Origin of the sequence: Kineosporia corallincola (assembly GCF_018499875.1) — a bacterium.
Classification (GTDB): domain Bacteria; phylum Actinomycetota; class Actinomycetes; order Actinomycetales; family Kineosporiaceae; genus Kineosporia; species Kineosporia corallincola.
In genome coordinates this window covers 87,736-101,277 of the sequence record NZ_JAHBAY010000007.1, presented here as the reverse complement: position 1 = coordinate 101,277, position 13,542 = coordinate 87,736, and the positions used below count along the sequence as shown (strand labels likewise).

Annotated in this window: 10 protein-coding genes; 2 read left to right on the top strand and 8 right to left on the bottom strand. The window is 72.2% G+C overall.

Annotated features, from left to right (window positions below):
- Positions 1 to 46: 46 nt before the first annotated feature.
- Genes hemW through lepA form a run of 3 tightly spaced genes read right to left on the bottom strand, consistent with a single transcriptional unit; the run spans position 47 to position 3,825 of the window.
- Positions 47 to 1,279, bottom strand: coding sequence for a radical SAM family heme chaperone HemW (gene hemW / locus KIH74_RS17920; protein WP_214157121.1), 1,233 nt, complete (start codon positions 1,277 to 1,279; stop codon positions 47 to 49).
- Positions 1,280 to 1,285: 6 nt separating this feature from the next.
- The gene (locus KIH74_RS17915; protein WP_214157120.1) at positions 1,286 to 1,978 is read right to left on the bottom strand and encodes an MOSC domain-containing protein; all 693 of its coding nucleotides are present in this window, start codon (positions 1,976 to 1,978) and stop codon (positions 1,286 to 1,288) included.
- 2 nt (positions 1,979 to 1,980) lie between these two features.
- A complete protein-coding gene (lepA, locus tag KIH74_RS17910; protein WP_214157119.1) occupies positions 1,981 to 3,825 on the bottom strand; it encodes a translation elongation factor 4 in 1,845 nt (614 codons plus the stop codon).
- Positions 3,826 to 4,073: 248 nt separating this feature from the next.
- Between lepA and rpsT the strand changes: the two genes are divergently transcribed.
- Positions 4,074 to 4,340, top strand: coding sequence for a 30S ribosomal protein S20 (rpsT, locus tag KIH74_RS17905; protein ID WP_214157118.1), 267 nt, complete (start codon positions 4,074 to 4,076; stop codon positions 4,338 to 4,340).
- 201 nt (positions 4,341 to 4,541) lie between these two features.
- On the opposite strand, the gene holA is transcribed toward rpsT, so the two are convergent.
- The 5 genes from holA to KIH74_RS38715 form a co-directional block, all read right to left on the bottom strand.
- The gene (gene holA, locus KIH74_RS17900) at positions 4,542 to 5,588 is read right to left on the bottom strand and encodes a DNA polymerase III subunit delta (protein WP_214157117.1); all 1,047 of its coding nucleotides are present in this window, start codon (positions 5,586 to 5,588) and stop codon (positions 4,542 to 4,544) included.
- A 39-nt stretch (positions 5,589 to 5,627) separates the two neighbouring features.
- The gene (locus KIH74_RS17895; protein WP_214157116.1) at positions 5,628 to 8,183 is read right to left on the bottom strand and encodes a ComEC/Rec2 family competence protein; all 2,556 of its coding nucleotides are present in this window, start codon (positions 8,181 to 8,183) and stop codon (positions 5,628 to 5,630) included.
- A 6-nt stretch (positions 8,184 to 8,189) separates the two neighbouring features.
- On the bottom strand, positions 8,190 to 9,053 hold the full coding sequence (locus KIH74_RS17890; protein WP_214157115.1) for a helix-hairpin-helix domain-containing protein: 864 nt from the start codon (positions 9,051 to 9,053) through the stop codon (positions 8,190 to 8,192).
- An 82-nt stretch (positions 9,054 to 9,135) separates the two neighbouring features.
- Positions 9,136 to 10,047, bottom strand: coding sequence for a DegV family protein (locus KIH74_RS17885; RefSeq protein ID WP_214157114.1), 912 nt, complete (start codon positions 10,045 to 10,047; stop codon positions 9,136 to 9,138).
- A gap of 81 nt (positions 10,048 to 10,128) precedes the next feature.
- Positions 10,129 to 11,268: a GGDEF domain-containing protein gene (locus KIH74_RS38715; protein ID WP_214157113.1), complete on the bottom strand. Its 1,140-nt coding sequence runs from the start codon at positions 11,266 to 11,268 to the stop codon at positions 10,129 to 10,131.
- A 128-nt stretch (positions 11,269 to 11,396) separates the two neighbouring features.
- Between KIH74_RS38715 and KIH74_RS17875 the strand changes: the two genes are divergently transcribed.
- On the top strand, positions 11,397 to 13,538 hold the full coding sequence (locus KIH74_RS17875) for a RecQ family ATP-dependent DNA helicase (RefSeq protein WP_308113865.1): 2,142 nt from the start codon (positions 11,397 to 11,399) through the stop codon (positions 13,536 to 13,538).
- Positions 13,539 to 13,542 lie beyond the last annotated feature (4 nt).

The following is a 13,542-nucleotide window of genomic DNA, read 5'->3' as shown; positions in this document are numbered from 1 at the left end:
CGAGCCCGCCAGAAGCTCATCGTCGTCCACCATTTGAAACCGGCGCCTACGGCAGCAACGCACGCACCACGGCATCGGCGAGCAGTCGGCCGCGCCGGGTGAGCACCACCGTGCCCTGCACGGCGGGCCCGGGCTCGACCAGCCCGTCGTCGAGCACCTGCCCGAGCAGATCCGCCGGATCGCCATGCAGTCCGGCGTCTTTCAGCGGCAGCCCCTCTCGCAGGCGGGAGCGCAGCAGCACCTCTTCCAGCTGACGGGCCTGGGCGTCGAGCACCTCACGTCCCTGCGCGGGGCTCTGACCGGCGTCGATCCGGGCCGCGTAACTGCTGGGGTGCCGCACATTCCACCAGCGCACGCCGCCCACGTGGGAGTGCGCGCCGGGCCCGACGCCCCACCAGTCGTCACCCCGCCAGTAGGAGAGGTTGTGACGGCAGGCGTCGTCGGGGGTGCGGGCCCAGTTGCTCACCTCGTACCAGGTCAGCCCGGCCGCCGAGATCAATTCGTCGGCCAGCTCGTACTTGTCGGCCTCGTCGTCGTCATCGGGCCGGCTCACCTCGCCGCGACGCACCCGGGCGGCGAGCTTGGTCCCGTCTTCCACCACCAGCGCGTAGGCGGACAGGTGATCGGGCTGGCAGGCCAGCGCGGCCTCCAGGCTGGCACGCCAGTCGTCGAGACTCTCACCGGGCGTGCCGTAGATCAGGTCGAGACTGACCGACATCCCGACATCGCGGGCCCATTTCACCACGTCCGGAATGCGTTTCGGGTCGTGGGTCCGGTCGAGCACGGCCAGCACGTGCCGCACCTGCGACTGCATGCCGAACGACACCCGGTTCACCCCGGCCGTGGCCAGGGCGGCGAGGGAGGCCGGCGTCACCGAGTCGGGATTCGCCTCGACCGTGACCTCGGCGCCGTCCACCAGCCCGAAACTGTCACGCACCCCGGCGACCAGCAGGGCCAGGTCACCGGCCGGGAGCAGGGTCGGCGTGCCGCCACCGATGAACACGGTCGACACCGGGCGCTGCGGCACACCGGCCCGATCCAGCACCGACGCGGCGAAAGAGAGCTCCCGCACGGCGGTTCCGGCATAGGCGGCCTGACTCGCGCCGCCACCCAGCTCTTTCGCCGTGTAGGTGTTGAAATCACAGTAACCGCAGCGCACCGCACAGAACGGGACGTGCAGGTACACGCCGAACGCGCGCCCGGCCGCCCCGACCGCGACGGACCCGGGCAGGGAACCGTCGAGCGGAGCGGGGTCACCGTCGGGAGGTGGACCAGCCATGGTGAATCAGCCTCGCCTGATCGCTTTTTCGGCAATGTGCCGGACATCCGGGTCGAGCTCCAGGCCGAGCGCCGCGAAGGCACCGACCAGGCGCCGCATGCGTTCCGGCTCGGCACCGGGTAGGAAGTCACCCACGGTGACGCCGTGCCCGGGCCGGAACGCCACTCGTACCTGGTCACCGGCGCGAACCGGGCCAGGCCGGAGCACTTTCAGGTAGGCACCGGGCCGGTTGACCCGCGTGTAACGCCGCACCCAGCCCTTCTCACCCATCCGCTCGGCGAAGGTGCGGCACGGTGTGCGCGCGCTCGTGACCTCCACCAGCACCTGCGAACCATCGGACCCGATGGCCCAGCGCTCGCCGATCTCCGCGCCGGTCACGTCAATGCCGCTGGTGCGCAGATTCTCGCCGAACAGGCCGGGCCCGATCTCGCGACCGAGCTCCCCCGACCACCACTCGGCGTCCTCGTCGGCGTACGCGTACACCGCCTTGCCCGGGCCGCCGTGGAACTTCCGGTCGACCTGGGTGTCACCGGCCAGCCCGAGCGGTCCCAGCTCGACCGGCCCGGCCACCGGGCGCTTGTCGATGGCTGTCTGCGGCGGACCGAAATTCTCCGGCGCGGGCCGCAACTCGTACACGACAGCGACGGCGCTGAGTGTGCCCGGCCCGGCGCCGTCCACCGTTGTGTGGTTCTCCGGCACTGCTACTTCTTACGCTCCCCGGTGGGGGCGTCGCTCGACAGCGCGGCGATGAAGGCCTCCTGCGGAACCTCCACGCGGCCCACCATCTTCATCCGCTTCTTACCTTCCTTCTGACGTTCCAGCAGCTTGCGCTTACGGCTGATGTCACCGCCGTAGCACTTGGCCAGAACGTCCTTCCGGATGGCGCTGATGGTCTCGCGGGCGATCACCCGGGCACCGATGGCGGCCTGGATCGGCACCTCGAACTGCTGACGCGGGATCAGCTTGCGCAGCTTGCCGGTCATCATCACGCCGTAGGAGTAGGCCTTGTCGGCGTGCACGATGGTGCTGAACGCGTCGACCGGCTCGCCCTGGAGCAGGATGTCGACCTTGACCAGCTTGGCCACCTGATCGCCGTCGGGTTCGTAGTCCAGCGAGGCGTAACCCCGGGTGCGCGACTTCAGCTGGTCGAAGAAGTCGAAGACGATCTCGGCGAGCGGCAGCGTGTACCGCATCTCCACCCGGTCCTCGCTCAGGTAGTCCATGCCGCGCAGCGCGCCCCGGCGCTCCTGGCAGAGCTCCATGATCGAGCCGATGAACTCGGACGGCGCCAGCATCGTGGCCCGCACCACCGGCTCGCGCACCTCGTCGATCTTGCCGCCCGGGAACTCGGACGGGTTGGTGACCGTGATCTGCGTCCTGTCTTCCATCGTCACCTCGTAGACGACGTTGGGGGCGGTCGAGATCAGGTCGAGGCCGAACTCGCGTTCCAGCCGCTCGCGGACGATCTCCAGGTGCAGCAGACCGAGGAAGCCGCAGCGGAAACCGAAGCCCAGGGCCACGGACGACTCCGGCTCGTAGACCAGCGCGGCATCGCTCAGCTTGAGCTTGTCGAGCGCCTCACGCAGCGGGCCGTAGTCGGAGCCGTCGATCGGGTAGAGGCCGGAGAACACCATCGGCAGCGGCTCGCGGTAGCCCTCCAGGGCCTCGCTCGCCGGCTTGGCGTTGTTGGTGACCGTGTCGCCGACCTTGGACTGACGCACGTCTTTCACGCCGGTGATCAGGTAGCCGACCTCACCGACGCCCAGGCCCTTGGTCGGCACCGGCTCCGGGGAGCTGACGCCGATCTCGAGCAGCTCGTGCGTGGTCTTGGTGGACATCAGGGCGATGCGCTCACGCGGGTGCAGCATGCCGTCGACGACGCGGACGTAGGTGACCACACCGCGGTAGGTGTCGTAGACCGAGTCGAAGATCATCGCCCGGGCGGGCGCGTCCGGGTTGCCGACCGGGGCCGGCACCTTACGCACGATCTCGCCGAGCAGCGCCTCGACGCCCATACCGGTCTTGCCGGAGACCTTGAGACAGTCCTCCGGCTCGCAGCCGATCAGCTTGGCCAGTTCCTCGGCGTACTTCTCCGGCTGGGCCGCGGGCAGGTCGATCTTGTTCAGCACCGGGATGATGGTGAGGTCGTTCTCCATGGCCAGGTACAGGTTGGCCAGGGTCTGCGCCTCGATGCCCTGGGCGGCGTCGACGAGCAGCACAGCGCCCTCGCAGGCGGCCAGCGACCGGGACACCTCGTAGGTGAAGTCGACGTGGCCGGGAGTGTCGATCATGTTCAGGGCATAGGCGACGCCCTCTTCCTCCCAGGGCATGCGCACCGCCTGGGACTTGATCGTGATGCCGCGCTCGCGCTCGATGTCCATCCGGTCGAGATACTGGGCGCGCATCTGCCGCTGGTCGACCACACCGGTCAGCTGGAGCATCCGGTCGGCCAGCGTCGACTTACCGTGGTCGATGTGGGCGATGATGCTGAAGTTCCGGATCAGTTCCGGAGCGGTGGCGGACGGCTCGGGCGCCGTGTGGGCCATCGGAGACACTGCTGCGCTACCTCGATCGTCTGGCTCGTCAACTGCTCGGACTCTCCATCGTCCCACGTCCGGTGCCACTTGCACGCATCGTCCCCTCCGTTTGGCCTTGGTCGGGGGGCTCGGGGATCGCTGATAGCCTGGTGGATCTGTGCATGGACGTCTGCCGGCAGCCAGTCGGTCTGAGCGATTGCGCTGCCGGTGTGCCTACAGACCGCTGACCAGACTTAGACGAACTCGAGAGAAGAACCGTGGCAAACATCAAGTCCCAGATCAAGCGCAACCTCACCAACGAGAAGCGCCGTCTGCGCAACAAGGCCGTGAACTCGCAGCTGCGGACCGTGGTCCGCAAGACCCGCGAGGCCGTCGCCTCGGGTGACGCCGCCGCCGCCACCGCGGCCCTGGTCGTTGCTTCCAAGCAGCTCGACAAGGCCGCGAGCAAGGGCGTCATCCACAAGAACCAGGCTGCCAACCGCAAGTCGGCCCTGGCCCAGGCCGTGGCCAAGCTGAGCGCCTGATTCAGCGTCGCGAGACCCCGGCGCCCCCTGTGGGGGTGCCGGGGTCTCGTCGTTTGCGCGGAGCCTGAGCGGCATCATCGGCTCCGGGCCGAAAGACCGCGGGAGACACGGAGTATCGGCGGCGACCATGCCCGCAGGACGCTCACCCTTCTGGCGCGTGAGCGACGGCTTCTGGCGCGTCAGCGACGGCCCCCTGGCGCGTCAGCGGCGGCTCCGGGCGACGGTGAGTACCAGGCGCTCCACCGCGTAGACCGGGTCGCGACCGCCGCCCTTGACCGCCGCGTCCGCCTCGGCGAGGGCCATGACGGCCGTGGCCAGGCCGCTCTCGTCCCAGCCGTTGAGCTCGCGGCGGGCCCGGTCGATCTGCCAGGGGGCCATGCCGAGCGACTTCGCCATCGACGCCGACGATCCCCGGCCGGCAGCCGACACCTTGGCCAGGCCACGCACCTTCATCGCGACCGCGGCCACCAGCGGCACCGGGTCGGCACCGGTCGCGAGCGCGTGACGCAACAGCACCAGCGCCTCCTCCGCGTGCCCGGCGACCGCGGCGTCGGCCACCTTGAAGCCGGTGACCTCGACCCGGCCGCCGAAGTACCGCTCGACCGAGTCGACGTCGATCCGGGCGGTCTCGTCGTCGGCCATCAGCTGGGAGCAGGAGGCGGACAGCTCGCGCAGGTCGTTGCCGACCGCGTCGACCAGGGCCCGGACCGCCGCCGGGGTGATCTTGCGCCCGCCACGCCGGAACTCGTCGGCCGCGAACTCGACCTTCTCGTCGTCGCGGGTGATCGGCTGGCACGACACCTCGGGGGCGTTGATCGCCCGGGCTGCCTCCAGCAACGGCCGGGCTCGCAGCGCCCCGGAGTGCCGGATCACCACACAGGCATCTTGCGCGGGGTCTCTGAGGTAGGCCGTGACGTCGGTGACCAGGGCCTCGTTCGCCTGCTCGACGTTCTCCAGCACCACCACCTTGCCGCCGCCGAACAACGACGGGCTGGTGGCGACGGACAGCTTGCCGGCCAGGTAGCCGGCCGCCTCCATCCGCTCGACCTCGGTCTCCGGGTCGGCGGCCCGGGCCGCCGCCAGCACCGTGGACACGGCACGGTCGGCCAGCACCCCCTCGGCCCCGACGACCAGCAGGACCGGCGCGGGCCGGACCTCGTCCGGGCCGACGATCGGGTTCTTCGCCTTGGACGCCGACTTCGACGCCGACTTCGACGTGCTCCGCGATCTCGCACCTGCTGCTGCCACGCCCCCACCTTACTGAGCCGGTTCCCGGCGGATCGGGACTCATCGTGCCGTCACCACCCGCAGGTCGTCCGGCCCGCCGGTCACCGTGATCCGGCCCTGGGTGTCGGTGCGGAATGCCCGGGACCCGATCCTTCCCAGCATCGCCAGGGCTTTCGGCGCCGGATGCCCGTAGTCGTTGTCCGCGCCGACCCCGATCAGCGCGATCCTTGGGTGCAGGAAGCGGTACAGCCTTTCCTCCTGACGGGCCGATCCGTGGTGCGAGAGCACGACGACGTCCACCGGGCCGGCCTGGACCCCCGGCCCCACATCGCCCGGCCCCGCACTCACCGCCGCCTCCGCCGAGAGGGTGCGCAGGAGCGCCCTCTGCGCCTCCGGCTCGACGTCGCCGAGGGCGGCGACGCGCACTCCCCCGGCCTCGGCCAGCAGCACCACGCTGACGTTGTTGATCAGCTCTCCCTCCGGCTCCGAGGTGGCCGCGAGCCCGGCCCGGACCGCCGCCGCACCGGGCGGCACCAGCCGCCACCGCACCTGCCAGGCGCCCTGGCCCGCCGTGCCGCCGATCCCGGCCGCGACCGGCACCGTGCGACCGGGAGCCAGACGGGTGACGTCGCGGGCCTGCGGGGTGGGCAGGGCCACCGGGCTGACGAAGACCGGTGGGCTCCCCCGGCCGGCCAGCGCCCCGTCCAGACCGTCCGCGTGATCGGCGTGGAAGTGCGTGATCAGCACCAGGTCCAGATGCCGCACCCCGAGGCCGTTCAGGCACCGGTCGGCAGCCACCGGATCCGGCCCGGCGTCGACCAGCACCGCCCGGTCGGGGCCACTGCGGATCACCGTGGCCGAGCCCTGCCCGACATCGCACTGCGCCACGACCCAGCCCGGTGGCGGCCCACCACCCGGAAGCACCGGGATCCAGCGCGGCAGCACCAGGCAGGCCGCCACGACCGGCGGCAGCAGTGCGGCCGTGCGCCAGGCCCGGCGCATCAGCAGGCTGACGACCAGCAGCGTGAGTCCGGCCAGCAACGCCGCCCCGGTGACGCCGTCCGGCCAGGGCAGCGATCCGGCCGGCACGGCGGCGGCCCGGTGTGCGACCAGGGCGATCCACTGCGTGGCCAGGCCACCGGCCCAGGCCGCGGCGGCGGCTCCGGCAGGCCAGACGAGTGACAGCGCGGCCGCCGCCACGCCCGCGACGGTGGCCGGGGCGACAGCGGCGGCGACCAGCAGATTGGCCGGCACCGACACCAGGCTGACCACCGGATCGAGCAGGATCGTCACCGGCGCCGTGACCACCTGGGCGGCCAGCGGCACGGCCACCGCCAGTACCGGTCCCCGTGGCCAGCGGCGCAGCCGGTACAGCCAGGCCGGCACGAGCAGCAGCAGACCGGCTGTGGCCAGCACCGACAACGCGAACCCGAAACTGCGCGCCAGCCAGGGATCCACGCCGAGCAGCACCACCACCGTCGTCGCCAGCATCGGCACCCCGGCCCCGCGCCGTGCCGTCAGCACCCCCACCACCGCGAGCACCCCCATCAGCGCCGCCCGCAGCACACTGGGCTCCGGCCGGGCCAGCACCACGAAACCCGCGATGGCGAGCACCGTTCCGGCGGCCTGGGCACGGCGCCCACCGCGTAGCGCCCCGATCAGGAAGAAGACGACCGCCCCGAGAATCGCCACGTTGCTGCCCGACACCGCCGTCAGATGGGTCAGCCCGCCCGCGGCCAGGTCTTCACGCAGCCGTGGATCGAGCCGCGAGGTGTCACCGACGACGAGCGAGGGCAACAGCCCCCGGGCGTCGTCGGGCAGCCCGGCGCAAGCCGCGCGCAGCCCCTCCCGCAGGTGTTCGGCGAACCGCCACGGCCAGGAGCCGGCATCCACCAGCACCGGCCCGGCACCGGCGAAAGTCACTGCGGCCTCGGCCTTTCCCCGGTCGGCCGGTTGCATCCGGCCCGACGACCGGATCCGCTGCCCCGCCACCAGCGTGCCCCAGTTTCCGGTGCCGAACACGACCAGCTGCGCCGAGCTCGGCCGCTGTCGCCCCCTGCTCTCGACCGAGTCCACCCCGATCCGGACCAGGAACCGCGGACCACCCCCGAAAGCGTTGCCGGACAGCTGCTTCGGATCGCCCGACACCTTGCCCTCGAACCTCACCGTGACCCCCTCGGCTGCCGCGGCGGTGAGCGGATCGCGCTCGCGGTGCAGCAGCCGCACCCCGGTGACGGCGGTGACCGGTGCGACGAGCGCGACCCCGAGCAGCACCCCCGCGCCCCAGGCCACCAGCGGGGTGCGGGGACGGTGGCACCCCGGGCCGCGCCGGCGAGCCGGCCCCCGCGAAGAGCTCCCGGTCCGGGCCGCCCGACGCCCCCGACGCCGCCCCCGACGAAGGTCCAGGCCAGCCGCAGCGGCATCGACACGGCGCCGCACCCGGGAGATCGCGGCCCCCAGCCCCAGCACCAGCACCACGCCGAGCGCCCCGGACAGGACGAGCACCGTGCCGGGCGCCAGCACCAGCGCCTTCCAGACCACCACCCAGGTCAGGCCCGCCCCCGGCAGCAACCGCAGGTCAGGGCTGGGCCGGGCGACCCTCGCGCTCCCGCCCACCGTCGGTCACACCCGGACCAGCGGGCGCAGCTTCTCCATCGTGGTGTCACCGATGCCGGAGACCTCGTTCAGGTCGTCGACGGTACCGAATCTGCCGTTCTGGTCGCGCCATTCGACGATTCGCCCGGCCAGCACCGGTCCGACACCGGGCAGCGCGTCGAGTTCACCCACGGTGGCCGAGTTCAGATCGACGGGAGAACCACCAGCACCACCACCCCCACTGCCCGGGTCGCTCCCGGCCAACGGTTCGGCGGGCACCTCCTCACCGGGCTTCGGCACGAGCAGCCGTTCCCCGTCGACCACCTTGCGGGCCAGGTTGATCCGGGTCAGATCGGCTTTGCCGGTCGCGCCCCCGGCGGCCTTGATCGCGTCTTGCACCCGGGCGTCGGGCGCGAGCGCCACCACCCCGGGATCGCGCACCTGCCCGACCACGTACACCCGGTACCTCGCCGCCCCGGGCGGATCCGCCGCAACAGCAGCCGGAACCGGGTCAACAGCCTGGCCGGATCCCGCCGTCGGCGCGGAAGTGCTGATCAGCGGCGCGGACTCGCCGATGGTCACGCCCTGAGTGCCCTCGTCGTCCATACGCATCACGAGCACGGCCACGACCGCCACCACGCCGAGCGCCAGCAGCGCGACGGCGATCGCCGCCCGCAACGGCACCTCCCAGCGGGCGCCGCCGGACACCCGGCCGCGGAGCAGCCCCTCCCGCAGATCACGGCCGGCCCGCGCGGATTCCGGTTCACCGGACCACTCCTGGGGCCACGCCTCGTGGCCGCCCTGACCGGCCTGCTCCCGGGCCTGCTGCCAGGACGTCTCGAGAATCTGCTTCAGCTGCGAGAATTCACCGGTCTCATGGTCGGATCGCATGACCCGAAGCTAGACCGCCCGGCTCCCCGCCCTCCACGCCCGGAACCGATCTGTGGACAACTCCCCGGTCGTACCGACCGGCTCAGGTCCCGAGCGAACGGGCCACCACCACACCCACCGCGCCCGGACCGACGTGGGCGCCGATCACCGGCCCGACCTCGGTGACCGTGATCTCGCCGACCGCGGGCAGACGCTCCAGCAGCCGGCCCGCGAGCTCGTCCGCCCGCTCCGGCGCGGACAGGTGGTGCACGGCGATGCTGGTGCCCGCTCCGTCGTCGTCCACCGTCTGCCCGGCCGCCTGCGCCGCCTCGTCGACGGCGAGCTCGAACAGCCGGGTGAGCGCCCGCTGCGAGGTGCGCACCCGTTCGAGCGGCTCCAGCCGGCCGTCGGCGAGCGCGAGGACCGGTTTGATGGTCAGCGCCGAGCCCAGCCAGGCGGTGGCCGCCCCGATCCGGCCACCCCGGCGGAGGAACTCGAGCGTGTCCACGTAGATGTAGATCGAGCTGTTCAGCGATCGGCGGGACGCGGCCCGGGCGACGTCGTCCACACCCGCCCCGGCGGCCGCGGCCGCGGCGGCGGCCTGCACGCCGAACCCCAGGCCCATACCGAGCGAGCGGGAGTCGACGACCTCGACGGCGAGTCCGTCAGGGGCAACCTCGGCCGCGGCCAGGCGGGCCGCCTCGACGGTGCCGGAGATGTCACCGGACAGATGGACGGACACCACGGCGGAGAATCCCCGGGCCCGGAGCCGGCGATAGGTGTCCACGAACACCTGGGGAGCCGGCCTGGACGTGCTGACCTGCCGGTCGGCACGCAGCGCGGACACCACTTCTCCGGCGCCGAAGGTGATCTCGGTGCCCGACCCGATGTCTTCGGGACGCGCGACCCCACCCACGACGACCTGCAAGGGAACCACCGTGACGCCCAGGGCGGCCGCGGTGGGGGCCGGCAGGTAGGCGGTGGAATCGGTGACGACGGCGACAGAACCGGCCATGGACGCCGAATCTAGCGTGGATGGCGGGCGACCGCGGCCGCCGTACTGCGGTACTACGGTCCCGTTCGTCGCTCAGGTCACTCAGGCCTCGGCGTCGGGCTTGCCCGCGACCTCCCTGACCTCCGGCGGGGCGAGGTCGGGCGGGGGCTCGTCCTCGTCCTTCATCCGCGCCGCGGCCCGCCGCTTCAGCGACCGGCGCAGCGACAGGTCCTGAATGGCCCGTTCCAGCAGTCCTTCCAGGTCGTCGGCGTCCCAGGGCACGAGCGTCGCGATCCCGGCGCTGACCCGTCCCTGCCAGACCTCGGCGGGCAGCTCGACCGTCTCGGCCAGGTGCGCCCGGATGCGCCGTTCCATCTCCAGCGGGGAGGTCCCGGTGCCCGGCCCGATCATCACGAACTCGTCACCGCCCCAGCGGGCCACCACGTCGGTGGCCCGGGTGGCCACCTGGAGCGCCTCGGCCACCGAGGTCAGCACCGTGTCGCCGTCCCGGACGCCGTGCTCCTCGTTGATGCCGCGCAGCGTGTCCACGTCCACCACCAGCGCGTGCACCGCGTGCCCCTGCCGCCGGGCCAGGTCGATCATCGGGCGGGCCACCAGTTCCAGGCCCTTGCGGTTGGCCACCCCGGTGAGCGGGTCCTTCACCGACTGCTCCATCACCTGCCGGTGGGCGTCCACCAGGGCCATGGCCGCGCTGGTGCGAGCCGCCCGGATGGCGGTGGCCAGAGCCCCCGCGGCGACCACCAGGAGCAGCACGTTGATCCAGCGCACAGCCTCGTCAGCGGTGAATCCGCCGCGTGCGGCGGCGGTGATCAGGCATCCGGCCCAGAGCGCCCCGCAGGCCACGAGCACCGACCAGAACCAGTTGCGCGCCGTGACCACACAGGCCGCGCAGGCCGCGACGATCAGCTCGGCGGCCGGCCAGTACTGGTCGATCAGCCCGGCCCGGGCGCAGGCCGCGGTGGCGGCCAGGATCGGCACCATCGCGGCTGCCGTCTCCCGCCTCCAGCCGGGCAGCCTCCGGGTGGAGGCGAGGAAGCCGATGAGGGCGAAGAGCACCGCGCAGACCCCGTCCACGGCGACCAGGACCCCGCGGTACTCGACCTCCATGAAGAGCCCGAGCAGCGCGCTGACGGCGTGGATCCCGGCGAAGCCGAGACACAGGCGCGGCAGGCCGAGACTGGTGGCGTCGCCGGCTTTGGGGGCGAGGTAGGCAGGACTCACCTGGAGGTGTTCGGCCACAACCGGAAGACGCTTGAATCGTTCGGTCCACAGTTCGCGGGATCGCCGTGTTGTCCACAGGTGGCAGTCGCGGTTCGGAACTGTCGGACCCTCGTGGCAGGCTCGTTCCCGTGACGACGACAACCACGGCCACCCGTAACCAGGAGGTCCGCGCCCGCGCGGAGGAGTCGCTGCGCAGTCTGGTCGGCTCGCCGCAGGCCCGGCTGCACGACGACCAGTGGACCGCGATCGAGGCCCTCGTGGTCGACCGGCGGCGCGCCCTCGTAGTGCAGCGCACCGGCTGGGGCAAGTCGGCGGTGTACTTCGTGTCCACCGCCCTGCTCCGGGCCGCCGGGGCCGGGCCCACCATCATCATCTCGCCGCTGCTGGCGCTCATGCGCAACCAGATCGCCGCGGCCGAGCGGGCCGGCATCCGGGCCGTCACCGTCAACTCCTCCAACCCCGACGAGTGGGCCGAGGTCTACCGTTCGATCGAGGCCGGCGAGGTCGACGTCCTGCTGGTCTCGCCCGAGCGACTGAACAACCCCGACTTCCGGGAGCGCGCGCTGCCCCGGCTGACCGCGGCGACCGGGCTGGTGGTGATCGACGAGGCGCACTGCGTGTCCGACTGGGGTCACGACTTCCGGCCCGACTACCGGCGCATCCGCACCCTGCTCGCCGAGCTGCCCGCCGGGGTGCCGGTGCTGGCCACCACAGCCACGGCGAACCAGCGGGTGACGGCCGACGTGGCCGAGCAGCTGTCGGTCACCGGCACCTCCACCCTCGACGACGTGCTGGTGCTGCGCGGCACGCTCGACCGCGACTCGCTGCACCTGGCCGTGGCCGAGCTGCCGAACCCGGCGCAGCGTCTGGCCTGGCTGGCCGAGAACCTGAAATCCCTTCCGGGGTCGGGCATCATCTACTGCCTCACCGTCGCCGCCACCGAACAGGTCGCCGAGCATCTGCGGCAGGCCGGCTACGAGGTGGCGGCCTACTCCGGGCAGACCGAAGAGGCCCAGCGCCGCACCGCCGAGGCCGATCTGCTGGGCAACCGGGTCAAGGCCCTGGTCGCCACGTCGGCCCTCGGAATGGGTTTCGACAAGCCCGATCTCGGGTTCGTCATCCACCTGGGCGCCCCGCCCTCGCCGATCGCCTACTACCAGCAGGTCGGGCGTGCCGGGCGAGGGCTGGCCGACGCGACGGTGGTGCTGCTGCCCGGCCGCGAGGACCGTGAGATCTGGAACTACTTCGCCGGCCTGGCTTTTCCCGCCGAGCATCAGGTGCGCGCCACCCTCGACGCGCTGGCCGGGCGGGACGGGGCGATGTCCACGCAATTGCTCGAGACGCAGGTCGACCTCAGCCGCTCCCGCCTGGAGATGATGCTGAAGGTGCTCGACGTCGACGGTGCGGTGCAGCGGGTGCGGGGCGGCTGGGTGAGCACCGGTCAGCCGTGGCAGTACGACGAGGAGCGCTACGAGCGGGTGCGGGCGACCCGGCGGGCCGAGGAGCAGTCGATGCTCGACTACGTGAGCACCCCCGGCTGCCGCATGCAGTTCCTCCGTCGAACTCTGGACGACGACCAGGCCGGCGAGTGCGGCCGCTGCGACCGGTGCGGCGGGGTCCAGCTCAACGTCCAGGTGGCCGAATCCGACGTCGAGACAGCCGGTCAGGCGCTCGACCGTCCCGGTGTGACGGTGGAGGCACGCCGCCAGTGGCCGAACGGCATGGCCGAGCTCGGGGTGCCGCTGAAGGGCCGCATCCCCCCGGCCGAGCAGGCGGCTTCGGGCCGGGCCGTGGCCGGCGTGACCGACCTGGGCTGGGGCGAGCAACTGCGGGCGCTCTTCCAGCCGGACACGCCCGACGGCGAGGTCCCGGTGCCGCTGCGGCACGCGATCGTGGCGGTGCTCGATCACTGGGACATCCCGGAGCAGCCCGGCTGCATCGTCGTGATCGAGTCGCTGTCCCGGCCCCACCTGGTGCGGCACCTGGCCGAGGGCATGTCGAAATACCTGCGGCTGCCGCTCGCCGCCCGGCTGGTGCCCGATCCGGCCTCCACCCCTCACGAGGGCACGGCCAACTCGGCACAGCGGGTCCGGGCAGTGGCCGACCGCTACACGCTGGTGCCGGAGGGGGACGCCCCCGGCGTCGAGGGCCAGGCCGTGCTGCTGATCGACGATCGCACGGTCACCGGCTGGACCATGACCGTCGCCGCGCGGCAACTGAGGCTGGCGGGGGCGACAGCGGTCTACCCGCTCGTGCTGGCCACCACCTGACCGG

Excerpts from the sequence above, each read along its gene's own strand:
- hemW (WP_214157121.1), bottom strand. The coding sequence starts at position 1,279 with ATGGCTGGTCCACCTCCCGACGGTGACCCCGCTCCGCTCGACGGTTCC.
- lepA (WP_214157119.1), bottom strand. The coding sequence starts at position 3,825 with ATGGCCCACACGGCGCCCGAGCCGTCCGCCACCGCTCCGGAACTGATC.
- KIH74_RS17890 (WP_214157115.1), bottom strand. The coding sequence starts at position 9,053 with ATGCGATCCGACCATGAGACCGGTGAATTCTCGCAGCTGAAGCAGATT.
- KIH74_RS17885 (WP_214157114.1), bottom strand. The coding sequence starts at position 10,047 with ATGGCCGGTTCTGTCGCCGTCGTCACCGATTCCACCGCCTACCTGCCG.